28 protein-coding genes are annotated in these 26,649 nt (G+C 47.5%); 22 read left to right on the plus strand and 6 right to left on the minus strand.

Annotated elements, in window-relative coordinates:
* Positions 1 to 62: 62 nt before the first annotated feature.
* Positions 63 to 323 (minus strand): YkgJ family cysteine cluster protein, encoded by a 261-nt coding sequence (locus JYJ62_RS03120; protein ID WP_205340714.1) that lies wholly within the window; start codon positions 321 to 323, stop codon positions 63 to 65.
* Positions 324 to 378: 55 nt separating this feature from the next.
* Positions 379 to 1,251 (minus strand): NAD(P)-dependent oxidoreductase, encoded by an 873-nt coding sequence (locus JYJ62_RS03125; RefSeq protein ID WP_205340715.1) that lies wholly within the window; start codon positions 1,249 to 1,251, stop codon positions 379 to 381.
* A 129-nt stretch (positions 1,252 to 1,380) separates the two neighbouring features.
* On the opposite strand from JYJ62_RS03125, the gene JYJ62_RS03130 reads away from it, so the two are divergent.
* A complete protein-coding gene (locus JYJ62_RS03130) occupies positions 1,381 to 1,662 on the plus strand; it encodes a pyrimidine/purine nucleoside phosphorylase (protein WP_205340716.1) in 282 nt (93 codons plus the stop codon).
* Positions 1,663 to 1,734: 72 nt separating this feature from the next.
* Complete coding sequence (locus JYJ62_RS03135) at positions 1,735 to 2,652, plus strand: LysR family transcriptional regulator (RefSeq protein ID WP_205340717.1); 918 nt, start codon at positions 1,735 to 1,737, stop codon at positions 2,650 to 2,652.
* Between the two features lie 12 nt (positions 2,653 to 2,664).
* Here the strand turns inward: JYJ62_RS03135 and JYJ62_RS03140 are convergent, their stop codons facing one another.
* Positions 2,665 to 3,291: an alpha/beta fold hydrolase gene (locus tag JYJ62_RS03140; RefSeq protein WP_205340718.1), complete on the minus strand. Its 627-nt coding sequence runs from the start codon at positions 3,289 to 3,291 to the stop codon at positions 2,665 to 2,667.
* A 158-nt stretch (positions 3,292 to 3,449) separates the two neighbouring features.
* On the opposite strand from JYJ62_RS03140, the gene ccoN (JYJ62_RS03145) reads away from it, so the two are divergent.
* From ccoN (JYJ62_RS03145) to cydX, 19 genes are all read left to right on the plus strand, one after another.
* Positions 3,450 to 4,889, plus strand: a complete 1,440-nt coding sequence (gene ccoN, locus JYJ62_RS03145) for a cytochrome-c oxidase, cbb3-type subunit I (RefSeq protein ID WP_205340719.1) — start codon at positions 3,450 to 3,452, stop codon at positions 4,887 to 4,889.
* On the plus strand, positions 4,889 to 5,500 hold the full coding sequence (ccoO, locus tag JYJ62_RS03150; protein WP_205340720.1) for a cytochrome-c oxidase, cbb3-type subunit II: 612 nt from the start codon (positions 4,889 to 4,891) through the stop codon (positions 5,498 to 5,500). Before ccoN (JYJ62_RS03145) ends, ccoO (JYJ62_RS03150) begins: the two co-directional genes overlap by 1 nt.
* Positions 5,501 to 5,505: 5 nt before the next feature.
* On the plus strand, positions 5,506 to 5,694 hold the full coding sequence (locus JYJ62_RS03155; protein WP_205340842.1) for a cbb3-type cytochrome oxidase subunit 3: 189 nt from the start codon (positions 5,506 to 5,508) through the stop codon (positions 5,692 to 5,694).
* A complete protein-coding gene (gene ccoP, locus JYJ62_RS03160) occupies positions 5,691 to 6,611 on the plus strand; it encodes a cytochrome-c oxidase, cbb3-type subunit III (protein ID WP_205340721.1) in 921 nt (306 codons plus the stop codon). Before JYJ62_RS03155 ends, ccoP (JYJ62_RS03160) begins: the two co-directional genes overlap by 4 nt.
* A gap of 373 nt (positions 6,612 to 6,984) precedes the next feature.
* Positions 6,985 to 8,427 (plus strand): cytochrome-c oxidase, cbb3-type subunit I, encoded by a 1,443-nt coding sequence (gene ccoN / locus JYJ62_RS03165; protein ID WP_205340722.1) that lies wholly within the window; start codon positions 6,985 to 6,987, stop codon positions 8,425 to 8,427.
* Positions 8,427 to 9,038: a cytochrome-c oxidase, cbb3-type subunit II gene (ccoO, locus tag JYJ62_RS03170; protein ID WP_205340723.1), complete on the plus strand. Its 612-nt coding sequence runs from the start codon at positions 8,427 to 8,429 to the stop codon at positions 9,036 to 9,038. The genes ccoN (JYJ62_RS03165) and ccoO (JYJ62_RS03170) overlap by 1 nt, the downstream gene beginning before the upstream one ends.
* Positions 9,039 to 9,043: 5 nt before the next feature.
* Entirely contained in the window at positions 9,044 to 9,232 is a 189-nt protein-coding gene (locus JYJ62_RS03175; RefSeq protein WP_205340724.1) for a cbb3-type cytochrome oxidase subunit 3, read from the plus strand.
* Complete coding sequence (gene ccoP, locus JYJ62_RS03180) at positions 9,229 to 10,143, plus strand: cytochrome-c oxidase, cbb3-type subunit III (protein WP_205340725.1); 915 nt, start codon at positions 9,229 to 9,231, stop codon at positions 10,141 to 10,143. Before JYJ62_RS03175 ends, ccoP (JYJ62_RS03180) begins: the two co-directional genes overlap by 4 nt.
* A 129-nt stretch (positions 10,144 to 10,272) precedes the next feature.
* The gene (ccoG, locus tag JYJ62_RS03185; protein ID WP_205340726.1) at positions 10,273 to 11,676 is read left to right on the plus strand and encodes a cytochrome c oxidase accessory protein CcoG; all 1,404 of its coding nucleotides are present in this window, start codon (positions 10,273 to 10,275) and stop codon (positions 11,674 to 11,676) included.
* A gap of 14 nt (positions 11,677 to 11,690) precedes the next feature.
* Entirely contained in the window at positions 11,691 to 12,191 is a 501-nt protein-coding gene (locus tag JYJ62_RS03190; RefSeq protein WP_205340727.1) for a FixH family protein, read from the plus strand.
* 69 nt (positions 12,192 to 12,260) lie between these two features.
* Positions 12,261 to 14,666 (plus strand): heavy metal translocating P-type ATPase, encoded by a 2,406-nt coding sequence (locus JYJ62_RS03195; RefSeq protein ID WP_205340728.1) that lies wholly within the window; start codon positions 12,261 to 12,263, stop codon positions 14,664 to 14,666.
* A gap of 28 nt (positions 14,667 to 14,694) precedes the next feature.
* On the plus strand, positions 14,695 to 14,907 hold the full coding sequence (gene ccoS / locus JYJ62_RS03200) for a cbb3-type cytochrome oxidase assembly protein CcoS (RefSeq protein WP_205340729.1): 213 nt from the start codon (positions 14,695 to 14,697) through the stop codon (positions 14,905 to 14,907).
* A complete protein-coding gene (locus JYJ62_RS03205) occupies positions 14,900 to 15,583 on the plus strand; it encodes a sulfite exporter TauE/SafE family protein (RefSeq protein WP_205340730.1) in 684 nt (227 codons plus the stop codon). The genes ccoS and JYJ62_RS03205 overlap by 8 nt, the downstream gene beginning before the upstream one ends.
* A gap of 102 nt (positions 15,584 to 15,685) precedes the next feature.
* A complete protein-coding gene (gene hemN, locus JYJ62_RS03210) occupies positions 15,686 to 17,071 on the plus strand; it encodes an oxygen-independent coproporphyrinogen III oxidase (protein ID WP_205340731.1) in 1,386 nt (461 codons plus the stop codon).
* Positions 17,072 to 17,200: 129 nt separating this feature from the next.
* On the plus strand, positions 17,201 to 17,935 hold the full coding sequence (gene fnr / locus JYJ62_RS03215; RefSeq protein ID WP_205340732.1) for a fumarate/nitrate reduction transcriptional regulator Fnr: 735 nt from the start codon (positions 17,201 to 17,203) through the stop codon (positions 17,933 to 17,935).
* A gap of 23 nt (positions 17,936 to 17,958) precedes the next feature.
* Positions 17,959 to 18,507, plus strand: a complete 549-nt coding sequence (locus tag JYJ62_RS03220; protein ID WP_205340733.1) for an adenine phosphoribosyltransferase — start codon at positions 17,959 to 17,961, stop codon at positions 18,505 to 18,507.
* 324 nt (positions 18,508 to 18,831) lie between these two features.
* On the plus strand, positions 18,832 to 20,397 hold the full coding sequence (locus JYJ62_RS03225) for a cytochrome ubiquinol oxidase subunit I (protein WP_205340734.1): 1,566 nt from the start codon (positions 18,832 to 18,834) through the stop codon (positions 20,395 to 20,397).
* 11 nt (positions 20,398 to 20,408) lie between these two features.
* Entirely contained in the window at positions 20,409 to 21,548 is a 1,140-nt protein-coding gene (cydB, locus tag JYJ62_RS03230; RefSeq protein ID WP_205340735.1) for a cytochrome d ubiquinol oxidase subunit II, read from the plus strand.
* Between the two features lie 113 nt (positions 21,549 to 21,661).
* Positions 21,662 to 21,781: a cytochrome bd-I oxidase subunit CydX gene (gene cydX, locus JYJ62_RS03235; RefSeq protein ID WP_205340736.1), complete on the plus strand. Its 120-nt coding sequence runs from the start codon at positions 21,662 to 21,664 to the stop codon at positions 21,779 to 21,781.
* A gap of 105 nt (positions 21,782 to 21,886) precedes the next feature.
* Here the strand turns inward: cydX and JYJ62_RS03240 are convergent, their stop codons facing one another.
* Positions 21,887 to 23,545 carry a L,D-transpeptidase family protein gene (locus JYJ62_RS03240; RefSeq protein ID WP_205340737.1) on the minus strand — a complete coding sequence of 553 codons (1,659 nt, stop codon included), beginning with the start codon at positions 23,543 to 23,545 and terminating at the stop codon, positions 21,887 to 21,889.
* Between the two features lie 179 nt (positions 23,546 to 23,724).
* On the opposite strand from JYJ62_RS03240, the gene JYJ62_RS03245 reads away from it, so the two are divergent.
* A complete protein-coding gene (locus JYJ62_RS03245) occupies positions 23,725 to 24,444 on the plus strand; it encodes a murein L,D-transpeptidase catalytic domain family protein (protein ID WP_205340738.1) in 720 nt (239 codons plus the stop codon).
* 7 nt (positions 24,445 to 24,451) lie between these two features.
* Here JYJ62_RS03245 and JYJ62_RS03250 read toward each other — a convergent pair whose 3' ends face one another.
* A complete protein-coding gene (locus tag JYJ62_RS03250; protein WP_205340843.1) occupies positions 24,452 to 25,603 on the minus strand; it encodes a patatin-like phospholipase family protein in 1,152 nt (383 codons plus the stop codon).
* Between the two features lie 35 nt (positions 25,604 to 25,638).
* Entirely contained in the window at positions 25,639 to 26,559 is a 921-nt protein-coding gene (locus tag JYJ62_RS03255) for a lipid A biosynthesis lauroyl acyltransferase (RefSeq protein ID WP_205340739.1), read from the minus strand.
* Positions 26,560 to 26,649: the final 90 nt, after the last annotated feature.

Consider the following 26,649-nt stretch of genomic DNA (forward strand, 5'->3'; position numbering starts at 1 on the left):
GGTGCAAAAAAAAGGCTGCCCAGTGATGAGCAGCCTTTTTTGTATGCTATCGGCAGAACGATTTAGCGTGCTATTGCCGTGGCATTCTCCAACCAGCCTAGCAAACGAATAGCATCAGCCTGATTCGAACCACAGACACTTACTTCTGCCTGAAATACCCCGCAGAATGCCGGTCGCTCAGGCCGCCCAAACAAGTCACATAAATTTTCTGCATTTAAATTAAAGCAGCGCTCACCGGCTTTTTTACCCTGCGGCATATTGGGCATTGGCGTATGGATAGACGGCGCAATACAGCAGGCACCACAACCCACCCGACATTCCACTAGCGCACCACTCGCTTTTTCATCAGAGCTGTGACAACCATGCTATCAACGCTCATCATGTATTCACTTTTAATCGTGCAATAAGGCTAGAGGTATCCCAACGCGCGCCACCCATTGCCTCAACATCAGCATAGAACTGATCAACCAACGCAGTCACCGGTAAGGATGCACCATTGCGTCGCGCTTCATCAAAGACGATAGCAAAGTCTTTGCGCATCCACTCAACAGCAAAACCAAAATCAAACTCACCTGCTAGCATCGTTTGATGACGATTTTCCAGCTGCCATGACTGTGCCGCCCCCTTACTAATCACTTGCATCGCTGCTTCTGCATCCAAGCCTGCGCTTTGCGCAAAGTGCAGCGCTTCAGATAAACCCTGCAATAACCCACCAATGCAAATCTGGTTAACCATTTTGGTCAATTGACCACTCCCCGCTTCTCCCATTAAGCGCTGCATACGCGCATAACACTGCAAAATGGGCTCGACGCGCTCATACACATGCTGCTCACCACCAACCATAATGGTTAATACACCATTTTGCGCACCAGCTTGACCACCCGACACCGGTGCATCTAAAAAAGCAAAGCCACGTACCTTTGCCTCAGCGGCTAACTGCTTTGCAACTTGTGCAGATGCTGTGGTGTGATCGATAAACACACTGCCTGCAGACATCGAGATAAAAGCACCATCAGTACCGAGTGTCACTGCACGTAAATCATCATCATTGCCGACACAACACATCACAAACTCGGCATTTAATGCGGCGTGTGCAGGTGTTTGCGCCACCTCTCCGGGGTACTCTTGCTGCCAGCGCTGAGCTGTTGCTAGAGTGCGATTATAGACAACGACCTCATGCCCCTTACTTGCCAAATGCCCAGCCATGGGATATCCCATCGCACCTAAACCAATAAACGCAATACGCGCCATACTTCACCCCTAGTTTTATCGAGTACTGAGCAGCATCATTACAGGATTAACCACTGACCGCGCAACAATCAGTGACGCCAGATCGCAGCACGGTTATGCTATAAATCTTTACCCTCAAGAGTACTGCCCATGCTAAACGTTAATGAATACTTCAATGGCGCTGTAAAATCTATCAGTTTTACTAATAACACAGGCCCTGCCAGTGTTGGTGTCATGGCTCCCGGCGAATACACCTTCAGCACGTCCAGCGTAGAAGTTATGCATATTATCAGCGGCAGTGCCGAGGTAAAACAGGCGAATGCAGAGCATTGGAGCAACTTCGCTGCAGGCGAGCATTTTACTGTCGATGCTGACAGTAGTTTCTTAATTAAAATAACCTACGCCACTGCATACTTATGCGAATACCGCTAAATGCCCAAATAAGCCAGCATATAGCCCAGTAAAAGCTGCCCCGCACGCATCTCGTTTTGCTTTGGAATAAAAATGAATTTAACCAAGATTGATCTGAATTTATTCATTGTTTTTGACGCTATTTATAGCGAAGGCAACCTAACCCGTGCGGCGCAAATCATGGGAATGACTCAGCCCGCAGCGTCTAATGCATTGGCGCGACTTCGAACCACCTTTGATGACCCTCTGTTTATTCGTACCGCACAGGGCATGATTCCGACTCCTCTGGCAAAAAACATTATTAACCCCGTGCGCGGCGCCTTACAATTACTACGTGTTTCTGTGCATGACAGCCGCGTCTTCGACCCGAGTCAAGCCAACAAAACTTTTCGTTTAAGCATGACTGATTTAATTGAAGACATCCTCTTACCGGCTACCTTTCAGCGCTTGAGCAAGGTTGCACCGCATGTACGCATTGAAAGCTTACTGGCTCGTCGCCGTGAAACAGCCAAAGAGTTGGCTGCAGGTCACCTTGATTTCGCCATCGATATCCCCCTCAACAGCGATCCGCAACTGCTGCATACGAAACTGCTTGAAGACCGCTACGTCTGCGCCATGCGCAAAGATCACCCCTTATCAGCGCACAAAGCCATCACTCTCAAGCAGTATTTGGCTGCACAGCATATCCATATTTCCTCACGGCGCAGCGGCTTAGGTCCTGTCGATCTTGCTTTAGGGAAAATGGGGGTGCAACGTAATATAGTATTGCGCTCACAACACTATTTAATGGCTCATACCGTGCTGCAAAGCACCGACTTAACCATTACCGCGCCAGCTCGTTTTGCCCAGCATCACCAACTGCATAGCGTAGAATTACCCATTTCTGGTGTAGCACCGATTGAAAGTCATTTATTTTGGCACAGCAGCGCCGATCAAGACCCTGCCAATCGCTGGATGCGCGAACAACTGCTGCATATTGCGCAGCAACTGACCACAGAAAAGCCAATCTAAAGTGCAGCCACCCTAGCTAAGCGTAGCTTTTATAAACCGTGCAATGCTCAAAGCAGCCTGCTGTAAATACTGCTCATGGCTAAAACCTGAGCGTTTTAAAGGCTTAAGATCATGATCAGCCATGGCCATCCACGCAAACGTTATTGTCGATGACAAGGTATAGCCCTGCACCACCTCTCGGCAGCCTAAGGCATCGCGCTCACCTTGAATAATTAACGCAGGTGTACGTAAATTGATCAAGTGTTCAATACGCGGTGCGCCTGGTTTCTTGATTGGGTAGAAAGGATAGCCGAGACAAATCAGCGCACCTGCTTGTAACTCATCAACCAACATACTGGCTACTCGTCCACCCATCGACTTGCCTGCCAACACAATAGGCTCGTCGGTCTGCGTTCGCACTTGGTGGCAAACAGCGCGCCAAACATCTTGTAGCACATCCATTTTATTTGGCGGCCGACGCACAGCATCCAGCCTACGCTGGGCCATATAGGGGAATTCAAAGCGCACGACACTGATATTGAGCAGCAGCAAATGCTGTGTCATAGCCTCCATAAAAGCACTGTCCATTGGCGCCCCCGCACCATGCGCCAATATCAAAGTGCAACAAGAATCACGCGCTTTCTCATATAAAACCGACATCACACCCTCACTATACAAAAAAGTAAAATATTCGTCTGTTGACCCTTATCAATACCCAGCCATTAGCCTTTAGCCATCCTTTTATCCGACAACAGCTCTCTTAACGTCCATAAGACGGCTGATTATCTGCCCAAAAACATCAATGGAAACCTTCAAATATGAACACGACAACGAGTTCCGCCTACAACTACAAGGTGGTTCGCCAGTTTGCCATCATGACGGTGGTATGGGGCATTGTTGGGATGGCTGTTGGCATCCTGATTGCTGCTCAACTGGTTTGGCCCGTATTAAACTTCGACCTTCCTTGGACCTCTTATGGTCGCTTACGCCCTTTGCACACCAATGCGGTGATCTTCGCTTTCGGTGGTTGCGCACTCTTTGCAACCTCTTATTACGCCGTACAGCGCACCTGTCAAACGCAGCTCTTTGCGCCAAAGCTAGCAGCATTTACCTTCTGGGGCTGGCAACTAGTGATCTTACTAGCCGCTATTAGCCTGCCATTAGGCTTTACCTCTTCGAAAGAATACGCAGAACTCGAATGGCCAATTGATATCCTAATTGCCATCGTTTGGGTCAGCTATGCGATTGTCTTCTTTGGTACTCTAGTCAAGCGTAAAGTTAAACATATTTACGTAGGTAACTGGTTCTTTGGTGCTTTTATTTTGACAGTGGCGATGTTGCACATTGTCAATAATATGGAAGTTCCGGTCACTATGACCAAGTCATACTCCATGTATGCCGGTGCCACTGATGCCATGGTGCAATGGTGGTACGGTCACAACGCCGTTGGTTTCTTCTTGACCGCTGGTTTCTTGGGCATGATGTACTACTTCGTTCCTAAGCAAGCTGAACGTCCTGTGTACTCCTACCGTTTATCTATCGTGCACTTCTGGGCGCTTATCGCCGTTTATATCTGGGCCGGCCCACACCACCTGCACTACACCGCCTTGCCAGACTGGGCGCAATCACTCGGCATGGTGATGTCATTGATCCTACTGGCTCCGTCATGGGGCGGCATGATCAACGGAATGATGACGCTGTCAGGCGCTTGGCATAAATTGCGTAGCGATCCTATTTTACGCTTCTTAGTGGTTTCTTTAGCGTTCTACGGCATGTCGACTTTCGAAGGTCCAATGATGTCGATTAAAACTGTAAACGCTTTATCACACTACACCGACTGGACAATCGGTCACGTCCACGCAGGTGCCTTAGGCTGGGTTGCGATGGTGTCTATCGGCTCACTCTACCATATGATTCCGCGCTTATTCGGCATGAAACAAATGTACAGCGTCAGCCTGATCAACACTCACTTCTGGCTATCCACTATTGGTACTGTTTTGTACATCGCTTCACTATGGGTCAATGGTATTGCCCAAGGTCTGATGTGGCGCGCGATCAATGATGACGGCACCTTAACCTACTCGTTTGCCGAAGCGATCAACGTCAGCCACCCAGGTTTTGTGGTGCGCTTAATCGGTGGCACAATCTTCTTTACCGGTATGTTGCTGATGGCTTGGAACGTTTGGAAAACTATTGCTCAAGCTAAACCTGCAGAAGTTGCAGCAGCAGCACGCTTTTCTGTAGAGGGAGCACACTAATGAAAAATCACGAGAAACTTGAAAAGAACGTCGGTTTACTGGCGCTCTTTATGGTCTTAGCGGTGAGCATTGGTGGTCTAGTACAAATCGTGCCACTGTTTTTCCAAGATATAGTCAACGAACCGGTTGAAGGCTTAAAGCCCTATACCGCTCTGCAGCTGGAAGGACGTGATATTTATATCCGTGAAGGCTGCGTCGGCTGCCACTCACAAATGATTCGTCCCTTCCGCGCTGAAACCGAACGTTACGGTCACTACTCGGTCGCTGGTGAAAGCGTCTATGACCACCCTTTCCTATGGGGTTCTAAGCGTACAGGTCCTGACTTAGCACGCGTTGGTGGTCGTTATTCAGATGATTGGCACCGCGCTCACCTGTTTAACCCGCGCAACGTGGTTCCTGAATCAAAAATGCCATCTTATCCTTGGTTAGTGGAAAACAAGATGAGCGGTAAAAACACTGTAGCGAAAATGCAAGCATTAAGCTGGCTCGGCGTTCCTTATACAGAAGAGGATATCCAAGGTGCAGTGACCGCAGTTAAGGACAAAACCGAAATGGATGCATTGGTCGCCTATTTACAAGTGCTCGGCACGTCCATCAAGAATAAACGGTAATGATGATGGATATTGGAACACTGCGTGGCTTAGGCACAATCTTAATTTTAGTGGCTTTTATTGGCCTCGTATTTTGGGCATACAGCAGTAAACGTAAAGACAGCTTTGCCGAGGCAGCTCTGCTGCCTTTCGGTGACGAGCCAAGTAACGATACTGCCGATGTACAAAATCATTCAAGGAGCACTCACCAATGACCTCATTCTGGAGTTGGTATATTACGCTACTCACCTCTGGCACCTTACTAGCGTTGACATGGCTGGTTTTTGCAACGCGCAAAGGGCAACGCCCAGACACCACCGATCAAACCTTGGATCATGCATTTGATGGCATTCAGGAGTTAGACAATCCACTACCGCGTTGGTGGTTTATGCTGTTTGTTGGCACTTTGCTGTTCGCAGTGATGTATCTCGTTCTTTACCCAGGAATGGGTAACTGGAAAGGCGTTCTACCCGGCTACGACGGCGGTTGGACGTCCACTAAGCAGTGGGAGCGCGAAATGGATAAAGCCGATGAAAAATACGGGCCTATCTTCGCTAAATATGCAGCAATGAGCATCGAGCAAGTTGCCCAAGACCCACAAGCACTAAAGATGGGCTCACGTCTGTTTGCTAACTACTGCTCAATTTGCCACGGATCAGATGCAAAAGGCGCAGTAGGCTTTCCTAACCTCGCCGATCAACATTGGCGCTGGGGTGGTGATACGGCTGCAATTCAAGCCAGTATTTTGCAAGGCCGTAACGGTGTAATGCCGGCTTGGGGCGCAATTATCGGTGAAGAGGGCGTAAAAAACGTCGCAGCTTATGTTCGTAAAGACCTCGCAGGCTTACAACTACCTCAAGGTACCGAAGCAGATACTGCCGCAGGTAAAGAGATCTATACGACCAACTGCTCAGCCTGTCACGGCGCTAACGGTGAAGGCATGGCAATATTAGGCTCGCCCAACTTAACCGCCAGTGCTGGCTGGATTTACGGTTCAGGAATGACACAATTGCAACAAACTATTCGTAATGGCCGCAATGGTGTAATGCCAGCGCAAGAGCAGTACCTCGGCAAAGATAAAGTACATATTCTTGCCGCTTATGTGTACAGCTTATCGAACGACAAGGAGTAATTACGCGCCACAGTGCTGGCAATATGTTGAGACATATTGCCAGCACTTTTGATTCCGTTACTGACCTTGGTCAAGGTACTTAGCCACTCAATCACAGATTATATATAGTCGTATTGCGAAGCCTGAGTGTTAATTCATGGGTCAGTTGCGCTAAGATAGGAGTTGCGTCAGCAAGTTGATAGCAAATTACAATCACATAATCGCGTTTTGCGTTGGTTGATCCGCACACAAAACAAAGTTAGACATCGATTTGTAGTTTTAAATCCGGTACTCGGTCACGTTAAAAGACGTACTGATTGCAATGGCTTTATGCTTTCCTCATACTTGTCGGCGATTTAATTCCGAACAATCCATTACCCGTGGAAGTCTTAGCATGAGCACAGCAATCCAAGAGAATGCTTATAACTACAAGGTTGTACGCCAGTTCGCCATTATGACGGTGGTCTGGGGTATCGTAGGTATGAGTGTTGGCGTCCTAATTGCAGCCCAATTAGTATGGCCAGAAATGAACTTTAACCTTCCATGGACCAGCTTCGGCCGGCTCCGTCCTTTGCACACCAACGCAGTTATTTTTGCTTTTGGTGGTAGCGCATTGTTTGCCACGTCTTACTATGTGGTTCAACGCACCTCACAGGCCCGACTGTTTTCCGACAGATTGGCTGCATTCACCTTTTGGGGCTGGCAGGCAGTTATCCTTTCAGCAGCGATTACGTTGCCGTTGGGCTACACCACCACCAAAGAGTATGCCGAGCTAGAGTGGCCAATCGCCCTTCTTCTCACTGTTGTGTGGGTGGCTTACGCTATCGTCTTCTTTGGTACTATCGCCAAACGTAAGACATCACACATTTATGTGGGTAACTGGTTCTTCGGTGCGTTCATCCTCGTGACAGCGATGTTGCACATCGTTAACCATATGTCGATTCCAGTCACTTGGTTTAAGTCATACTCACTGTACTCCGGCGCAACAGATGCCATGGTGCAATGGTGGTACGGACATAACGCTGTAGGTTTCTTCTTAACCACAGGTTTCTTGGGCATGATGTACTACTTCGTACCCAAGCAAGCTGGCCGTCCTATTTACTCGTACCGTTTGTCTATCGTGCACTTCTGGGCATTGATCACTGTGTACATTTGGGCGGGTCCGCACCACTTGCACTACACAGCACTGCCTGACTGGGCACAATCACTGGGTATGGCCATGTCCTTGATTTTATTGGCCCCATCATGGGGTGGTATGATCAACGGGATGATGACCTTGTCTGGTGCATGGCATAAATTACGTACCGACCCAATCCTACGCTTCTTGGTTGTATCGCTTGCCTTCTACGGCATGTCGACCTTTGAAGGTCCGATGATGGCGATTAAAACTGTTAACGCCTTATCACACTACACTGACTGGACTGTCGGCCACGTACACGCCGGTGCTTTAGGTTGGGTAGCGATGGTAACCATTGGTTCGTTGTACCACTTAATTCCACGCCTGTTTGGCCGTGAAGAAATGCACAGTGTTGCGCTGATTAACACCCACTTCTGGTTGGCAACGATCGGTACGGTGTTGTATATCGCCTCAATGTGGGTCAACGGTATTATGCAAGGTCTGATGTGGCGCGCAATTAACCAAGACGGCACCCTAACCTACTCATTCGTTGAAGCGTTAGAAGCCGGTCACTATGGTTTCTTAGTACGCATGATCGGCGGTATCTTCTTCTTAACCGGTATGCTCTTCATGGCATACAACACATGGCGCACAGTACGCGCGTCAGATACTGAAAAAGCGACTGCACATGCGCGCTTTACTGTTGGAGAGGCCCACTAATGAAACAGCATGAACGCGTTGAAAAAAACGTTGGTTTACTCGCGCTCTTTATGGTGATTGCAGTCAGTATTGGCGGTCTTGTACAAATCGTTCCTTTGTTCTTCCAAGACATGGTGAACGAGCCTGTAGATGGCCTCAAGCCTTATACTGCTCTGCAACTGGAAGGTCGTGATATCTATATCCGTGAAGGCTGCGTTCAGTGTCACTCACAGATGATCCGCCCTTTCCGTGCTGAAACCGAGCGCTACGGTCACTACTCTGTCGCTGGTGAAAGCGTTTACGAGCACCCATTTTTATGGGGTTCTAAGCGTACAGGTCCTGACCTTGCTCGTGTTGGCGGTCGTTACTCAGACGACTGGCACCGTGCTCACTTGTACAACCCGCGCAACGTTGTGCCTGAATCTAAGATGCCTGCTTACCCTTGGTTAGTAGAGAACACCTTAGACGGCAAAGATACTGTGGCTAAAATTAAAGCCATGCGCTGGTTGGGCGTGCCGTACACCGATGAAGATATTGATGGTGCGGTAGCAGCAGTTAAGGGCAAGACTGAAATGGAAGCTGTAGTGGCTTACCTGCAAGTTCTTGGCACATACATTAAGAATAAACGGTAAGGCTCATGGATATCGGAACTCTTCGCGGCTTAGGTACAGTGCTCATTTTTGTAGCGTTTATAGGGTTGGTTTTTTGGGCTTATAACAGCAAGCGCAAATCCAGCTTTGATGAAGCTGCAAATTTACCCTTCGCTGACGAAGAGCCGCCTTCTAACGAGCTGAATACAGACACATCCAGGAGCAATAACCAATGACTTCTTTCTGGAGTTGGTACGTCGTAATTCTTACGACCGGTACTTTACTAGCCTTGGCGTGGCTGATTTTTGCCACGCGTAAAGGGCAACGCAGCGACATTACTGATCAAACAGTGGGTCATGTTTATGACGGCATTGAAGAGTATGACAACCCGCTACCTCGCTGGTGGTTTATGCTATTTGTCGGTACGATAATCTTCGCTGTTGGTTACCTTGTTCTTTATCCTGGTATGGGTAACTGGAAAGGTATTCTGCCAGGCTACGAAGGTGGCTGGACCTCAACTAAACAGTATGACCGCGAAATAACTAAGGCTGATGCAAAATACGGCCCTATTTTTGCTAAATACGCAGCAATGCCGATTGAAGACGTAGCAAAAGATGATCTAGCCCTGAAAATGGGTGGTCGTTTATTTGCCTCTAACTGTTCGGTATGTCACGGCTCTGATGCCAAAGGTGCACACGGCTTCCCTAACCTGACCGACAATGATTGGATCTGGGGTGGTGACGCTGAAACTATTAAAACCACGATTCTAAAAGGTCGTATAGCAGCGATGCCAGGTTGGGAAGCTGCTTTAGGTAATGACGGCGTCAAAAACGTTACCGGTTATGTGCGCAGCTTGTCTGGTTTAAAAAACCCTGAAGACATTAACCTTGAGGCAGGTCAACAGTCGTTTAACACAATGTGCGTAGCCTGTCATGGTCCGGATGGCAAAGGTAATAACCTACTGGGTGCACCTAATCTGACCGATAGAATCTGGTTGTATGGCTCAAGCTTTGCTCAAGTCCAACAAACAATTCGCCATGGACGTAACGGTCAAATGCCAGCTCAAGAAGATTTCTTGGGGAATGATAAAGTTCACTTATTAGCTGCTTATGTGTACAGCCTTTCGCACGGTGCAAAGGATCAGTAAATAACACCTGCGACATGTTGTCACTCTGCGCTGGAACGTCAGCAGGCGTACCATACGAAGCAGTTATAAGCTTATTCCGGCCAGCTCTACGCTGGCCGGATATTTTAAAAACCGCAGTGGTACAACCTGATGACTGAGCAAATACCTGTAAAAAACGTTACACCCAAAGCCCCTAGTGTTGACCTCTACGCAAAACGCGAGACGATCTATACACGCGCGTTTACTGGAATCTTCCGGAATATTCGTATTGCTTCAGGGCTGTTCTTATTTACTCTATTCTTAGGCACTGTCTGGCTGCCATGGGGTGACCGCCAAGCAGTTTGGTGGAACCTGCCAGAACGAAAATTCTATGTCTTTGGCGCAACCTTCTGGCCACAAGACTTTATGTTACTGTCTTGGCTGTTGATTATCTGCGCCTTCGGTTTATTCTTCATTACCGTATTTGCTGGGCGTGTTTGGTGTGGCTATACCTGCCCACAAAGCGTCTGGACGTGGGTCTTTATGTGGTGCGAAAAAGTCACTGAAGGTGACCGTAATGCACGCATGAAGCTCGATAAAGCGCCGATGTCTGCAAACAAATTTATGCGTAAAACAGCCAAACACATCCTTTGGATTAGCATTGGCTTTATCACTGGTTTTACCTTTGTTGGTTACTTCTCTCCCATCCGCGAACTGGCGATGGATCTGATTTCGGGCTCAGCGGATGGCTGGGCGTATTTTTGGGTTGGTTTTTTCACTTTATTGACCTACCTAAACGCCGGCTGGTTACGTGAACAAGTCTGTATTCACATGTGCCCTTACTCACGTTTTCAAAGTGTGATGTTTGATAAAGACACGCTGATCGTCTCTTACGATCCAGAGCGCGGAGAGAAACGCGGTCCTCGTAAAAAAGGCAGTGACTACAAAGCTCAAGGTCTAGGCGACTGTATTGACTGTAAGCTCTGTGTGCACGTATGTCCGACGGGCATTGATATTCGTGATGGTTTACAAATCGCCTGTATCGGTTGCGCGGCCTGTATTGATGCCTGTGATGATGTGATGCTAAAAGTCGGCTACCCTAAAGGCTTGATCAGTTACACCACTGAACACAACTTGTCTGGACAAAAAACCAAGCTGATCCGTCCACGCTTGATTGGTTATGCTGTTGCACTGACGATTATGAGCAGCCTCTTTGCTTACACTGTATTCAACCGTACACTGGTTGAACTCAATGTTCTTAAAGACCGTACGCCGTACCGTGAAAACCAAGAAGGCCGTATCGAAAACGTCTACACGCTAAAAATCATGAACAAAGATCAGACAGATCATGTCTACATCATTGAAGCAAGTGGCCTTAAAGGTTTACAACTGGAAGGAAAACATTTGATTCCAGCTGCTGCGGGAGAAATCTTATCTATCCCAGTATCGATCTCTGTTGACCCTGAAGATATTCCTTCAAGCACCAACACGATTGAGTTTAAAATTCTTTCTGAGGATGACAATAGCATTCACAGAACAGCAGAAAGCCGATTCCTCGGCCCAACAATTCGTTAATTAAAGGATATTGTATGCAGCCCGAAGACAATGTTTTACCCTGGTATAAAGAGTTTTGGCCTTGGTTCATCATTGGTATGCTCAGTTTTTCTGTGGTGCTCGGGCTGTCATTATTGACAATATCCATCCGTAATGCCGACAGCTTAGTGGTTGATAACTACTACGATGCCGGCAAAGGAATTAACACCTCATTGGAGCGCGAAAGACTTGCTGAGCAGCTAAAAATTGGCGGCACTTTGAACCTCGACAGTACTCTTGGCCAAGCTGAACTCACTCTGACAGGCAAAAGCAGACCGCAACATTTGGTGCTCAATCTGATCTCCCCCACTCAACCAGAGCGCGATCGCCGTATCGTTCTGCAGCCGGTCAGTAGCGACACTTACCGTGGCTTGCTGCAGGAAGATATTCAGGGTCGCCGTTTTGTTGAGGTTCTTGGCTCGGAAGATGATGCTGAATGGCGTTTATTTGAAGAACAGACCTTAGTAATCGGTGAATCCATCAAGTTAGGTGACTGAGCCTAACGCCACTGGCCTGTTAACACAGACTTCAGTGGACACTGTTTCACTTATAGATAGCGGACTATTATGGCTGCGCCTTTATCCTGTTTCCACTGCGGTTTACCTGTTTTTACTGGTGATGCTTTTACTGCTGTTGTCCTCCAGGAGTCGCGTGTTTTTTGCTGTCCTGGTTGTCAGGCAGTCGCACAAACCATTATCGCTGGCGGTCTAGAAAGTTATTATCAGCATCGCAGTGAACCCTCCGCTAATCCTGAAGCTCTGCCGGGCGTGTTACCGGATGAGTTACTGCTACTCGACCGTAAAGATATTCAAAAACCTTTCGTTAGCACCTCTGGCAATATCAGCGAAACCAAGCTACTGATCGAAGGTATCACCTGCGCTGCTTGTGGCTGGCTGATTGAAAAACATCTTAGAAAACTGCCGGGCGTACTGGAAACATCGCTCAACCTTAGCAATCACCGTCTGAGCATTCGCTGGGATAGTGAGCAAATCATGCTGTCTGAACTGCTAAAAACCATCCGCAATATCGGCTATGCTGCGCATCCTTGGCAGCCCGATACTGTCAGTGAAAAAATGCAAGCAGATAACCGTCGCGCCCTCCGTAAACTCGGCGTGGCAGGTATCTTATGGATGCAAGTGATGATGGCCTCGATGGCCACTTGGCCGGAGTTCAATTTAGATTTATCCGACGGCATGGACCGCCTCCTGCGCTGGATAAGCTTAATTCTCACCACTCCGATTGTATTTTATTGCAGCAGTGAGTTTTTCCACGGCGCTCTACGTGATTTACGTACACGACACTTAACGATGGACGTCTCCGTTTCTTTAGCCATCGCAGGTGCCTATGGCGCTGGAATTTGGTCAACGTTAACCGGCCAAGGTGACTTATATTTTGATGCCGCCGGCATGTTTGCTCTCTTTTTACTGTCCGGACGTTATCTTGAACGCCGTGCACGTGAGCGTACCTCAGCCGCAACCACGCAACTGGTCAACTTATTACCTGCCTCCTGTTTACGCTTAAATACAGACGGCAGTAGCGAACGTATTTTACTCAGTGAATTACAGCAAGATGATCAGCTTTTAGTCCCGCCTGGGCATCTGATCCCTGCTGACGGTCGTATTCTAACTGGGCGCTCCAGCATTGACGAATCACTACTGACCGGCGAGTACCTACCGTTAGCCAAAAAACCTGGCGATACGGTTGTGGCAGGCACTTTGAACATCGAAGGCCCATTGACAATAGCAGTATTAGCACTGGGTGAAGAGACTCAATTATCGGCAATCGTACGTCTTTTAGAGCGAGCACAATCACTTAAACCCCGCCTCGCTGAACTGGCCGATACCGTTGCCCAATGGTTCTTAATCAGTGTTTTAATCATTGCTGCTGTGGTGGGCTTAATTTGGTGGCAAGTTGATTCTTCACGCGCATTTTGGATTGTTTTATCGCTGCTGGTGGCCACCTGCCCTTGCGCATTATCGTTAGCGACGCCAACAGCCCTCACTGCAGCCACCGGCTCATTACACAAGCTAGGCCTGCTGATCACTAAAGGGCATGTACTGGAAAGCTTTCAAAAAGTCGACACCGTCATTTTCGATAAAACGGGGACGCTAACCGAAGGAAAGCTAACGTTAAAACAGATCCTGCCTATAGCCCAGCTTAGCGAACACGACTGCCTGGAGTTAGCCGCGGCCTTAGAAGGCCACTCCGAACACCCGATTGCGCGAGCCTTTGGCCGCACGACAACCGCAGCACAGGATGTCAGCAGTGCGCCTGGTTTAGGTCTAGAAGGTTTCGTCAACGGCAAACACCTACGTATTGGTCGTCCTGATTATGTCAGCACCTTGGGTGCTTACCCTGCCCCGCCAATGCCCAGTGCACAAGGTCAGTGGTTGCTACTCGGCGATACACAGCACGCTTTAGCATGGTTCGCTCTAGACGATCAGTTACGTGCTGACGCCCCCGCTTTACTTGAGACCTGTCGCGCTCGCGGTTGGCAAGTCCTACTGCTCTCTGGGGATAGCTCGCCGATGGTGCAACAAATTGCCGAGCAATTACACATTGATGATGCCCGCGGCGGTCTGACTCCAGACGATAAGCTGCAGGTGCTTAAAGAGTTACATCATCAAGGTCGTCACGTACTGATGCTGGGTGACGGCGTCAATGATGTACCGGTACTAGCAGCCGCAGATATCAGCATTGCTATGGGTAGCGCGACTGACCTCGCCAAAACGACGGCTGACGCAATTTTACTGTCTAACAGCCTCAGCAGTTTAGTCAGCGCCTTGGCCGTGGCTAAAAAAACCCGTCGAGTGATTATAGAAAACCTCGGCTGGGCAACCCTGTACAATGGCTTGGTCATCCCTTTCGCGGCAATTGGCTGGGTGACCCCAGGATGGGCAGCGTTAGGTATGTCAGTCAGCTCTCTTTTAGTCGTTTTAAACGCACTACGCCTAACCCGCTTTAGCGATTGAACTTAACCCTATTTTAGCGAGGCATACCATGGCAGCTTTATATGTAATGATCCCAGTAGCATTGATTATTGTAGCGCTCGCGATCAAGCTGTTTTTCTGGGCTGTTGATAACGGTCAATATGAAGACTTAGACAGCCCTGCACACAGTATTTTATTTGATGATGAAGATCCAATGCATACTGCTCACATGAACAACAAAGCACCCAAATCAAGCCCAACAGATGAGCACAACAATGGCTGATTTAATTCCATTACTCGCTTCAGCATTTATTCTCGGTTTACTCGGCGCAGGTCACTGTTTAGGCATGTGCGGTGGACTGATGGGCGCCCTGACTTTAGGCATTCCTGAGCAACAACAGCAACATCGTTTGCGCATGATTATTGCTTACAACCTCGGTCGCGTCAGTAGCTATGCAGTCGCCGGTTTCTTATTTGGTTTACTGGGCTGGGCCGTCGAGCAAACGCCGGCAGCAGCGGCTCTGCGTGTTATTGCAGCGTTTCTCCTCATCAGCCTCGGTTTATACTTAGCCGGCTGGTGGCACGGTTTAACCCGTATTGAAAATCTTGGTCGTCATCTATGGAAGTATATTCAACCGATCGCTGGGCGTTTATTACCGGTTAAAAGCACAACACACGCTTTACTACTTGGTGGGCTCTGGGGCTGGCTACCGTGCGGCCTGGTCTATAGCACGCTGTTTTGGACAGCGAGCCAAGGCGACGCGACGACCAGTGCCCTGCTGATGTTTACCTTTGGTTTAGGCACATGGCCGGTTTTACTTGCATCAGGCTTAGCAGCAGAGCGCGTCACGGTATTTTTACGTAAAAAAAATGTCCGATATGCCGCAGGGACACTGGTTATTCTTTATGGTTTATGGACATTGCCTGGTCCTCACCAGCATTGGCTAATGGGACATTAATAATAACCAGTTCACATAAATAGCTTTGATGCAGATCAAGAGCCATATCTCCAACACGCCCTATACTCGCTGAAAACGCGAGTAATCAGGGAGCAAGATGACATGAACAAAAGTATAGGGTGGAGCTCTAAACTATTTAGCACCTATCATCGCCTTGATAAACCATACAGCTCATACCCTACATTTAATTTTCAGCAGCCTATCAGTGCTTTTGAACGTTTTAGCGCCTTACGCGACAGTTCTAAAGCACGTAGACCGTTGGCGCTCAGCGTTAATATTCCTTTTTGCGCGAATGCATGCTACTACTGCACTGCAAAAAACGTAGTCACCAAAGACCGCAGCCGCAGCGCTGCTTACTTGCGTAGTCTTGAACAAGAAATACGTTTAGTCGCGCAACATATCAACACCAATCAACAGATTAAACAGCTACATTTTGGTGGCGGTACGCCTACATTTTTAAACACGGCCGAACTACGGCAGCTGATGAGCTGCCTAAAAGACAACTTTAATATAGTCAGCGATAACTTCAGCCAATACAGCATTGATATTGATCCGCGTGAAGCCGACTGGTCAACGATGGGTGTATTGCGTGATATTGGTTTTAACCGTGTCAATATTGAGGTGCAAGGGCTTGACCCGTCAGTACAACGCGCCATTAATCGCCTACAAAGCATTGAGCAAACACAAACCATTGTAGAGGCTGCACGCACATTACAATTTCGCACGGTCAATATCAGTCTGATGTATGGTTTGCCCAAGCAAACGCCACAGTCATTTACTCAAACGTTAACTGACATTTTAACACTTGGTGCTGACCGGATTGCTTTACAAGGTTTTCAACACCAACCCAGCAAACATCCTATTCAAAATCGCATTAACGCCACAGACTTACCCTGCTCTACAGAAATAGAGCAGATGCTTTATCTCGCGCAGCAAATGCTCACTGATGCAGGCTACCAGTATGTTGGCATGGGGCACTTTGCCTTAGCCGATGATGAGCTTGTCTTTGCCCAAGAGCATGAGTTTTCACAAGATGAAATACAAGACCATGGCGCTTTCCTCAGTTGCGACATTATCGGTTTTGGTGTTTCTGCAACCAGCCGACTGGGTAATTATCACTACCATAACACTCATGAGTTAAGCGCCTACCAAATGGCCTGCAACAATCAGCAACTTCCAGCGGCACAGGGCTTACTCTGTAAGAATGACGATCATATTCGTCGCAGCATTATTCAAGCCTTAACCTGTCAATTTAGCGTTAACTTTGCCAGCATTGAGCAGCAGCATAAGATTAGCATTCAAGACTACTTTCGTAAGCAATGGCCTCAGCTTGAGAAAATGCAACATGATGGACTGTTAATACTGACTGATAACGCACTGCACATGACCGCGCAAGGCCGTCTATTTACGCTGGCGGTTTGCCAACTATTTGATCAGCACTTTAGCTACGACGAAACCATCAACTCAGCTAGGACGCAAGCGATGTAAGGAGCTAACGACCCATACTAAACTGTGCCTAGTTGAGGCACAGTTCAACAAACAAAGTAGCAGCTTGTTGCAGGCTAAGGTAGTCTAAAGGCAATTACATTGGATCGCTTCTCGCCTAGGAATCATGGTATGGCCGAAATAACTAGCTTGCGTAGCCCGCATCAAGCTCATTGCAAAGATTGCAGCTTAGCCACACTTTGCTTACCCTTATCTTTGGAGATGCAAGATCTTGATGCACTTGACAGTATTGTTAAGCGCAATCGCCCATTGAAAAAAGGTGAGTTTCTTTTTCGTCAGGGTGATACTTTCGCCTCAGTTTATGCAGTACGCTCTGGCAGTCTGAAGACTTTTAGCGTTACTGATTGCGGCGCCGAACAAATTACGGGATTTCATTTACCCAGTGAATTTGTTGGTTTATCCGGTATGGACACAGAGCTTTACCCTGTTTCTGCAATCGCTTTAGAAACCACCTCAATTTGTGAAATCCCTTTCGACAGGTTAGATGAGCTCAGCGCTGTTCTGCCGCAATTACGCCGTCAGTTGATGCGCATTATGAGTCGCGAAATCCGTGATGATCAGCAGATGATGATGTTGTTATCGAAAAAAACTGCTGATGAACGCATTGCTACCTTTTTAGTGAACTTATCTGCACGTTTTCGTGCGCGCGGTTACTCTCCTCAGCAGTTTCGCTTAGCCATGTCACGTAACGAAATTGGCAACTACTTAGGTCTAGCTGTCGAAACAGTGTCGAGGGTGTTTACTCGTTTCCAGCAAAATGAGGTGCTCGTCGCAGAAGGCAAAGAAATCAATATAATCAATCTGATTGAAATCTGCGCCTTAGCGGGCGGCAACTTAGACAACTGACCTGTTTAATAGAGGCTAGACGTATGATTTTTGATGAATTTGCAATTAAGTCTTTAATTCGACCTATTCCTGACTTCCCCAAGAAAGGTAGTATTTTTCGTGACATTACTCCGTTATTTCAATCGCCGCGCGCCTTACGTATGGTGATTGATGGTCTAGTGCAACGCTATGTGGAAAGTGACTTCACCCATGTGGGTGCGATTGAGTCACGTGGTTTTTTATTAGGCTCCACAATTGCTTACGAACTTAACAAACCCTTGGTGTTATTTCGCAAACAAGGCAAGCTGCCGGCGGATGTACTCAGCGAGCCTTATGACACAGAATACGAACAGTCCACTTTAGAAGTGCACGCAGACAGTCTGCATGAAGGCGATAAAGTCTTGCTGATTGATGACATCATTGCCAGCGGCGGCACCTTTGTCGCAGCAGCACGCTTAATCCGCAGAATGGGCGCAAGTGTCTATGAAGTAGCCGCAATCATTGATCTTCCTGAACTGCAAGGCTCACAGCTCATGCAAGATATTGGTGTACCTACTTTTACCTTAACTGCTTTTACTCTCAACGAACACTAAGCCTCTCTTAACCCGCCCACAAAAAATGGGCGGGTTACAGCCTCATCTTCTTTGTCTATCCGCTACATTAAAGCATCTACTCTGACACATTTATTATATTAAAGAATTTTGATACTGTGCCATAACGCACAGTGCGACAACCCGTCACGATCTTTACTTGTTTTTAATCAATAAATAAGTGACATAATACAAATGTCGTAAATATAAAAGAGTGCTTCATATGTTTCGCAATTCTTCTTATCTAAGTGCTTTGCAGTATGCGACTGGTCTTTCCAGTACCCAACTGACAAATGCAACATCACTCACTCCCGGGGAGTATGCGCAATGATCTCGGAAACCCTTATTGATCTGTCACGCTTTCAGTTCGCGATGACAGCAATGTATCACTTTATTTTTGTACCGCTGACCATAGGTCTAGCATTTTTGCTAGCGATTATGGAGTCGGTCTATGTCTTAACCGGCAAAGAAGTGTACAAAGACATGGTGCTCTTCTGGGGCAAGCTCTTTGGTATTAACTTTGCCATTGGGGTTGCTACCGGTTTGACCATGGAATTCCAATTTGGTACCAACTGGTCGTACTACAGCCACTATGTGGGTGATGTCTTTGGTGCCCCCTTAGCAATTGAAGGTTTGATGGCATTCTTCCTAGAATCAACCTTTATTGGTTTGTTCTTTTTCGGTTGGGATCGCCTCAGCAAGCGCCAGCACTTGGCAGTTACTTGGTTAGTCGCCATTGGTTCTAACCTATCGGCACTATGGATTCTAGTTGCTAACGGCTGGATGCAAAACCCAATTGGCGCAGAATTCAACTACGAAACCATGCGTATGGAAGTGACTGACTTCGCCGCATTGATTTTCAACCCAGTCGCTCAGGTTAAATTCGTCCACACTGTTGCTGCAGGTTATGTGACCGGCTCAATCTTTGTTCTGGCGATCTCCAGTTGGTACTTACTCAAAAAACGTGACATGGGCTTTGCGCGGCGTTCGTTTGCAATCGCTGCGGCCTTTGGTTTGGCCTCTATTCTTTCAGTGATTGTGCTGGGCGATGAGTCAGGCTATGAGATTGGTGATGTACAGAAAACCAAACTCGCCGCAATTGAAGCAGAGTGGCACACAGAAGAAGCGCCAGCGGCCTTTACGCTGATTGGTCTTCCTAATATGAAAACTCACACCACTGACTACGCGATTAAAATCCCGTATGCCATGGGTATTATTGCAACCCGCTCACTTGATACTGAAGTGACAGGTATCAAAGACTTGATGGATCAGCATGAAGTGCGTATCCGTAACGGTATGGTGGCGTATGAGCGCTTAGCTGTTTTGCGTGCAGGTGATCGCTCGGCGGAAAACGTAGCGTTGTTTGACGAAGTTAAACAGGACCTTGGCTATGGTTTACTGCTGAAGAAATACACCGAGAATATCGCTGATGCGACTGAAGAGCAGATCAAGCAAGCGACAGCCGATACCATCCCTCACGTACCCAGCATATTCTGGGCGTTCCGCTTTATGGTTGGTGCCGGCTTCTTAATGTTGCTGCTATTTGTTTTAGCCTTTTGGGCATCCACCAAGCACAACCAAGAGCACAAGCCTTGGCTGCTGAAATTTGCTTTGTTTAGCTTACCGCTGCCTTGGGTTGGCGTGCAAACAGGCTGGTATGTTGCAGAAGTGGGTCGTCAGCCCTGGTCGATTGGTGAAGTATTACCAACCTATCTATCGGCTTCATCACTCACTACCGCTGATGTACTGGGATCAATCATTACGATTGCTGCGATCTACACGGTGTTAATTATTATTGAAATGTTCTTGATGATTCGCTTTGCGCGCAAAGGTCCAAGTTGCTTGCATACCGGTCGTTACCATTTCGAACAAAACACCACTAAAAACGTATAAGGAGTGACGAAATGTTTGATTACGAAACTCTAAAACTCATTTGGTGGGTACTGGTTGGTGTTCTGCTAATTGGTTTTGCCTTAACCGATGGTTTTGACTTAGGCGCTGTGATTCTACTGCCCTTTGTTGGTAAAACTGATAGCGAGCGTCGTGTTGTACTCAATACCATGGGCCCGCACTGGGAAGGTAACCAAGTTTGGTTAGTGACTGCAGCAGGTGCATTATTTGCTGCTTGGCCAATCGTATACGCTGCATCTTTCTCTGGCTTTTACTGGGCAATGCTGATCGTACTTTTTGCCTTATTCACCCGACCTCTTGGTTTTGATTACCGCAGCAAAATAGATAATCCAAACTGGCGTTCGCGCTGGGACTGGACACTGTGCGTCGGTAGCTTTGTACCATCACTGGTGTTTGGTGTTGCATTTGGTAATTTGTTCCTTGGCGTGCCGTTTATGCTGGATGACACCATGCGCATCACCTACACCGGCGGCTTCTGGGGATTGCTAAATCCGTTTGGCATCCTCGCTGGCTTGGTCAGTGTAGCGATGCTCACTACCCACGGTGCAACGTGGCTGATGATGCGTACTGATCAGCAGATCTTTCAGCGCTCACGCAGTGCAGTACAGCTTTTTGCGATTGTCTTCTTGATCACCTTTATTGGTGCGGGCCTATGGTTATGGCTCGGTATTCAAGGCTACAGCGTGACATCAATGATTAATTTCAATGGCCCCATTGATCCACTGAGTAAAATTGTAGAGCAGAACAACCCAGGCTGGATGGCCAACTACACGCAATACCCAATCATGCGCATCGCGCCGATTGTGGGTATCGTTGGTGGTGTGTTGGCACTATTGGCGGCAACCATTAATCGTTCAGCTTTAGCCTTCTTAGGCTCATCGTTGATGATCGTCGGTGCATTATGCACCGCAGGTTTTGCGTTATTCCCATTTTTAATGCCTTCAAGCATTGATCCAGCATCCAGTTTAACCATGTGGGATGCGGTATCCAGCCATAAGACCTTAGGTATTATGTTTGTTGCTGCCGCAATTTTTGTACCACTTATTTTGATCTACACCTTATGGAGCTACATAAAGATGTGGGGTACCGTTAAAGTTGCCGATATTGAGGGTAACCAACACGACCTCTACTAAAAGACGTTTACTCGGTGGTGTTGGTAACACCAACACCACCCTGAGTCGAAAAGTAGAACAGTTTTATTGAGGCACTCAACACACAGTTTTATACTATGATTTAAGGGGTTTTTATGTGGTATTTCACTTGGATTCTAGGCGTATTGTTAGCCTGTAGCATGGCAATCATTAATGCTTTATGGCTAGAAAGATCATTTGATCTGGATGCTGGTACTGATTCAAAGGGCCAATAAGCAACAATAAGCCGCTTCCTCTGAACTGCCCCCAAAAAGTTGGACTAACTTTTTGGGGGCAGTTCACCGGTCGCGGTTTTTTTATTCAGCAACACGATATGTTTTCTAACGTAACGCAGCCTTCAATGCTGCGGCAATTTTGGCATCATGACCATAGCTATCAGAGCGAAAACGTAAACGGTTATCCATGTCCACTTCCACCGTCCAATACGCCAATAGCACTGGAACTGGACGTGGCAAATTCACATTACGAGTTTTGCCACTGGCCTTAATGTGTTCAATGCGTTGGCGTTCTTCTTCGCTGGCATCAAACAACAAAAAGTCGACCAGTTTTTGTGCATCCTCAACTCGTACGCAACCTGAACTGACTGTCCGCGTAGCGCGACCAAATAAGTGTTGACTGGGCGTATCATGCAAATACACAGAAAAAGGATTAGCAAAACGAATGGCCACCAAGCCCAGCGCATTTTGCGGACCAGGACCCTGACGTAACATAATTCCAGATGGCGCATTCCAGTTAATACTGGCTGGGTCCAACACATTACCCTGATAGTCCAACACACTCATATTACTGCGCGATAAGTAATTCATATCTCGGCGAATGGCGGGTAACTTATCTTCACGCAAAATAGTCGGCGGTACAGTCCACGTCGGATTAATCGTCAAATGGGTAATGCGCGACTTTAATAAAGGTGTTTGCCGTTTTACCGTGCCAACCTGAGTACGCGTACGCCAGACAATATCACCATCCCGAAAATACAGTAAGCGAGCGCCAGCGATATCAACCACTAACATAGTTGGTTCAAGTTGTTTATCCAGCCAACGTAAGCGTTCGAGATTAACCCGCACTTGCAACAAGCGCTGCTCCGGACTGATATTTAGTTCACGTAATGTAGCCGGCCCAACCACGCCATCGTCTTCTAAATAGTGATCCTGTTGGAATGTTTTCACTGCCTCGGCCAATTCATCGGTATAGAGCAAAGAGTCGACAGGCTCATTTATTCTATCAATTTCATCGTCCACCGCTTCTGCTAGCGCAGAGGTATTATCACTGCTAGGGTCAATATATCCAGCTAAGTGTAAGCGCTGCTGCAAACTCGGTACGCGCACATCAAGCATACCCACTCGCAATGATTTGCCTTCTATGGGCACTTGCCCCCAATCCGCCTGAGTTAAAAAATAACTATTTTTCAACGTTTCGCGTAGCTTTTGATAGGTACTGTGTTGAGGCCGCACATCAGCAAACACTTGTGGCAAATTACTCACACCGGCGACAGCCACATCGACAATGGAAGTTTGCACAGGTTGCTGAACTGCCGCCTCATGCCAGTAGGGTTCAACAACACTCGCATCAAGTACGCCATCACGTAAGTGTTGTAATACCTGCAAATACCCATGACTAAGTAATAGCTCATTACAAGCCTGTTGCTCAGCTGAACGAGGCTGTTTAAGCGCTGCAACACGATGTAATTGATACATTGTCGGCTCTAAACCGTCATAACGCGTATCCAATAACAAAGCGGCTAACTGCTCTCGCAGAGCGGCATCCTGCCACAGCGGCACATAACTCAGTGCCTGATAGAATGCTTGTAGTCGCTGCAGGGACTGTTCCGACAAACGGTCTGATGTTGATACAGCGCAACTTTGAGGCAATGTATTAAGTGTATCAACCAGTATTTGCGCGTTATTGCTAGGCTGCGCCCAACTGGGTGCAACGTGAGTCATGCCAATAACTAAAGCCAACCAAGTGTATTTTTTAAGCAAGGGTTTGGATCCATTCAGTGAGCTGTTAAGATGTGCGACTTAGATTCGCAGCACAGTAGAAGACGCTTGCCGAATCAGTTGTATCACAATTATAAAAACAACTCAGATACATAAACAGCCATGCGCTTCCGCCCGATGTTTTTACAGAGCACCTATTGTGCCGTAACGAGAGTATCTATATGCGTCGTTCTTTCTTAATTCAATCTTTTTTTATTGCTGTATCCAGTCTCTGTGCTCTTTCAGCCACAGCTGCCACGCTTCCGCAACAACTGACTAGCGCACTCAAACAAGCCGCTCCCTCGTTAAACAACAACGTTCTCTCAACAGCGTTAAGCGCCATGCAGTGCGCACTTAGCAACGGAGCAGAACCTGCACAGCGCTTAGCCGTCATTGATTTTTCTTTACCGTCCAGCGACAAACGTTTATGGATTTTTGATCTGCAAAGCAAAAAACTAGTCTTGCATGATTTTGTAGCCCACGGAAACCGCTCTGGCGATAACTTTGCCACTCGCTTTTCCAATACCAATGGCAGTCACCAATCCAGTATCGGTTTGTTTCGCACGGCGGAAAGCTATCAAGGTAAGCATGGTTATTCTTTACGGATGGATGGTTTAGAGCCAGGATTTAATGATCGTGCCCGTGAACGCGCCATCGTTATCCACCCTGCTGATTATGTCAATCCAGCGTGGATCAAAAGCCAAGGTCGCATTGGTCGTAGCCAAGGCTGCCCCGCAGTTCGCCCAGAAATTGCCCGCACGGTGATCGATAAACTTAAAGGCGGTCAATTTATGTTTTCTTGGTATCCCGACCAAAAATGGCTACAAAGCTCCATTTACTTAAACTGCCGAACCGGTCAAATTGCGAGTCGCACCAGTAAAAACAATACCGATGGTAGTTAATTAATCGCTAAGTTGGGCTGTTATCTAAAAAGGCTAACAGCTCATTTTTTTTGCTCATTGCATCTTGATAACCCAACTCAATCAGCTCATTGCAATAACTGCGCTCAAACAATAGATAACTCAGCACACCACCACCACTCGCGCGCGTAGCACCGGGGCCGCGTAAAAACAAACGCAGTGATGCGGGTAACTGATGACGGTGCCGAGCAGCAATCTCATCAATTTTTTTACTCGGCGAAATAACCAGTACATCGACCGGTGACAATCCCAAATATCTCTTACGCTCAGTCTCAGGTAGCATTTTGCCAAGCATATTTAAGCGCCCAAGCAATTCAATATCCGATTCTAAATTATCAATAAAGGTACTGTTCAATAGATGTCCGCCTATTTGCGCAAGGCTGGGCGGACGAGCCGTTATAGGAATGGTTTGTTCTTCTTGCGTCTGACTACGCACACCAATCACCAAAACACGATCAGCCCCAAGATGTAATGCTGGACTAATGGGCGCGGCTTGACGCACAGCACCATCACCAAAATACTCATTATTTAAGCGCACAGGGGGAAAGAGTAAAGGAATCGCCGAACTTGCCATCAAATGTTCAATACGCAAACGTGCTGGTACACCATTGCGACGATGACGTACCCAAGGTTCAATATTCCCGCGTCCTTGATAAAAAGTCACGGCTTGCCCGGACTGATAGGCAAAGGCTGTAATCGCTACTGCACGTAATTTACGTCGCGCCACAGCAAGATTAATACCAGAAAAATCCAGTTCCTTAAGTAATAACTCCCGTAGCGGTGAGTTATCCAACAAAGCTACAGGCTCTAATCCACGCCCAAACCCCAGCAAATGTTGGCCAACAAAACGTGCAGCTTGACGGAGTACGCCCCACCAATCCGTTCGGTAGACTAAATCAGAACGAAAACCTTGCCAAATACTAGTGAGTTTGCGGATGGCTTGCTGAAAATTTAAAGCGCCACAGGCCAAGCTGACCGCATTAATGGCACCGGCTGAGGTTCCGACAATCACTTCAAATGGATTATCAGCTGACTCAGGTAATAAATCCGCAATTGCCGCTAACACACCCACTTGATAGGCGGCCCGCGCACCACCACCGGATAAGATCAGAGCTGTTGTTGTGTTTTTTTTAGCATCCAGCGCTAATTTAAGCGTGGACGTTTGCTCCTGTGTATTCAATACAGCTTCGCCTCACCTTCAGGTCGAGTTTTAAAACGTCGATGTGCCCACAAATACTGCTCTGGCTGTTCTGAAATAGCTCGCTCAATCCATTGATTAATACGTAAACAGTCGTGTTCATCCGAGTCACCTGGAAAATTTTGCAGTGCTGGTTCAATTTTTATCAAGTAGCCCTTACCATTTGCCAAGCGTGTTTGCGTCATCGGTATAACCAGCGCGCGTCCCAGTTTGGCAAATTTACTGGTTGCCGTTACTGTAGCAGCTGGTATGCCGAAAAGTGGTACAAAAAGGCTCTGTTTGGGACCATAGTCTTGGTCAGGCGCATACCAAATGGCCCGTCCCTGACGCAGTACTTTCAGCATGCCACGTACATCTTCACGCTCAATCGCTTTAGCATCAGCATTATGACGCTCACGTCCACGGCGCTGCACATAATCAAAGACTGGATTTTTATGCGCCCGATACATGCCATCAATAGTGTGGCGCTGTCCTAATAAAGCTGCGCCTATCTCTAAGGTCGTGAAGTGGATGGCCATTAAAATAATCCCTTGGTTCTGCGCTTGCGCTGCTTGCAGATGCTCTAAGCCTTGCACTTGCAACAAACGGCCTAAACGCTTTTTCGGCCACCACCAGCTCATCGCCATTTCAAAAAAAGCGATACCCATAGAAGCAAAGTTTTCTCGTACTAATTGCTCACGCTCAGCCGTGCTTAAGTGAGGGAAACACAACTCAATATTACGGCTGACAATATGTCGTCGACTGGCAGCGCTAAGCCGCATTAGCACACCCAAGCCACGGCCTAGACGTAATAAAATCACATAAGGTAACTGCGTTAGCAACCACAAAACAGCCAACCCAAACCACAACAACCAGTAACGCGGATGCAAAAAGGCGGTATCAAATCCAGAATGCTTCATACTCAACATACCAAACAGCGTAAAAGATCGTATTCTACATGGCTTATTCGTTTGCAGCCTGCCATGCTTAACGCTATAACTAACTTTTAA

The organism is Denitrificimonas caeni, from assembly GCF_905120345.1.
Taxonomy (GTDB): domain Bacteria; phylum Pseudomonadota; class Gammaproteobacteria; order Pseudomonadales; family Pseudomonadaceae; genus Denitrificimonas; species Denitrificimonas caeni_A.

Bases quoted from the DNA above. Each gene is read 5' to 3' on its own strand.
- ccoN (WP_205340722.1), top strand. From the start codon at position 6,985: ATGAGCACAGCAATCCAAGAGAATGCTTATAACTACAAGGTTGTACGC.
- hemN (WP_205340731.1), top strand. From the start codon at position 15,686: ATGAACAAAAGTATAGGGTGGAGCTCTAAACTATTTAGCACCTATCAT.
- JYJ62_RS03130 (WP_205340716.1), top strand. From the start codon at position 1,381: ATGCTAAACGTTAATGAATACTTCAATGGCGCTGTAAAATCTATCAGT.
- ccoP (WP_205340725.1), top strand. From the start codon at position 9,229: ATGACTTCTTTCTGGAGTTGGTACGTCGTAATTCTTACGACCGGTACT.
- cydX (WP_205340736.1), top strand. From the start codon at position 21,662: ATGTGGTATTTCACTTGGATTCTAGGCGTATTGTTAGCCTGTAGCATG.
- JYJ62_RS03195 (WP_205340728.1), top strand. From the start codon at position 12,261: ATGGCTGCGCCTTTATCCTGTTTCCACTGCGGTTTACCTGTTTTTACT.
- cydB (WP_205340735.1), top strand. From the start codon at position 20,409: ATGTTTGATTACGAAACTCTAAAACTCATTTGGTGGGTACTGGTTGGT.
- JYJ62_RS03225 (WP_205340734.1), top strand. From the start codon at position 18,832: ATGATCTCGGAAACCCTTATTGATCTGTCACGCTTTCAGTTCGCGATG.
- JYJ62_RS03245 (WP_205340738.1), top strand. From the start codon at position 23,725: ATGCGTCGTTCTTTCTTAATTCAATCTTTTTTTATTGCTGTATCCAGT.
- JYJ62_RS03155 (WP_205340842.1), top strand. From the start codon at position 5,506: ATGGATATTGGAACACTGCGTGGCTTAGGCACAATCTTAATTTTAGTG.
- JYJ62_RS03220 (WP_205340733.1), top strand. From the start codon at position 17,959: ATGATTTTTGATGAATTTGCAATTAAGTCTTTAATTCGACCTATTCCT.
- ccoO (WP_205340723.1), top strand. From the start codon at position 8,427: ATGAAACAGCATGAACGCGTTGAAAAAAACGTTGGTTTACTCGCGCTC.
- JYJ62_RS03140 (WP_205340718.1), bottom strand. From the start codon at position 3,291: ATGTCGGTTTTATATGAGAAAGCGCGTGATTCTTGTTGCACTTTGATA.
- fnr (WP_205340732.1), top strand. From the start codon at position 17,201: ATGGCCGAAATAACTAGCTTGCGTAGCCCGCATCAAGCTCATTGCAAA.
- ccoN (WP_205340719.1), top strand. From the start codon at position 3,450: ATGAACACGACAACGAGTTCCGCCTACAACTACAAGGTGGTTCGCCAG.
- JYJ62_RS03205 (WP_205340730.1), top strand. From the start codon at position 14,900: ATGGCTGATTTAATTCCATTACTCGCTTCAGCATTTATTCTCGGTTTA.
- JYJ62_RS03135 (WP_205340717.1), top strand. From the start codon at position 1,735: ATGAATTTAACCAAGATTGATCTGAATTTATTCATTGTTTTTGACGCT.
- JYJ62_RS03190 (WP_205340727.1), top strand. From the start codon at position 11,691: ATGCAGCCCGAAGACAATGTTTTACCCTGGTATAAAGAGTTTTGGCCT.
- ccoP (WP_205340721.1), top strand. From the start codon at position 5,691: ATGACCTCATTCTGGAGTTGGTATATTACGCTACTCACCTCTGGCACC.
- JYJ62_RS03255 (WP_205340739.1), bottom strand. From the start codon at position 26,559: ATGAAGCATTCTGGATTTGATACCGCCTTTTTGCATCCGCGTTACTGG.
- ccoS (WP_205340729.1), top strand. From the start codon at position 14,695: ATGGCAGCTTTATATGTAATGATCCCAGTAGCATTGATTATTGTAGCG.
- JYJ62_RS03175 (WP_205340724.1), top strand. From the start codon at position 9,044: ATGGATATCGGAACTCTTCGCGGCTTAGGTACAGTGCTCATTTTTGTA.
- ccoO (WP_205340720.1), top strand. From the start codon at position 4,889: ATGAAAAATCACGAGAAACTTGAAAAGAACGTCGGTTTACTGGCGCTC.
- ccoG (WP_205340726.1), top strand. From the start codon at position 10,273: ATGACTGAGCAAATACCTGTAAAAAACGTTACACCCAAAGCCCCTAGT.
- JYJ62_RS03125 (WP_205340715.1), bottom strand. From the start codon at position 1,251: ATGGCGCGTATTGCGTTTATTGGTTTAGGTGCGATGGGATATCCCATG.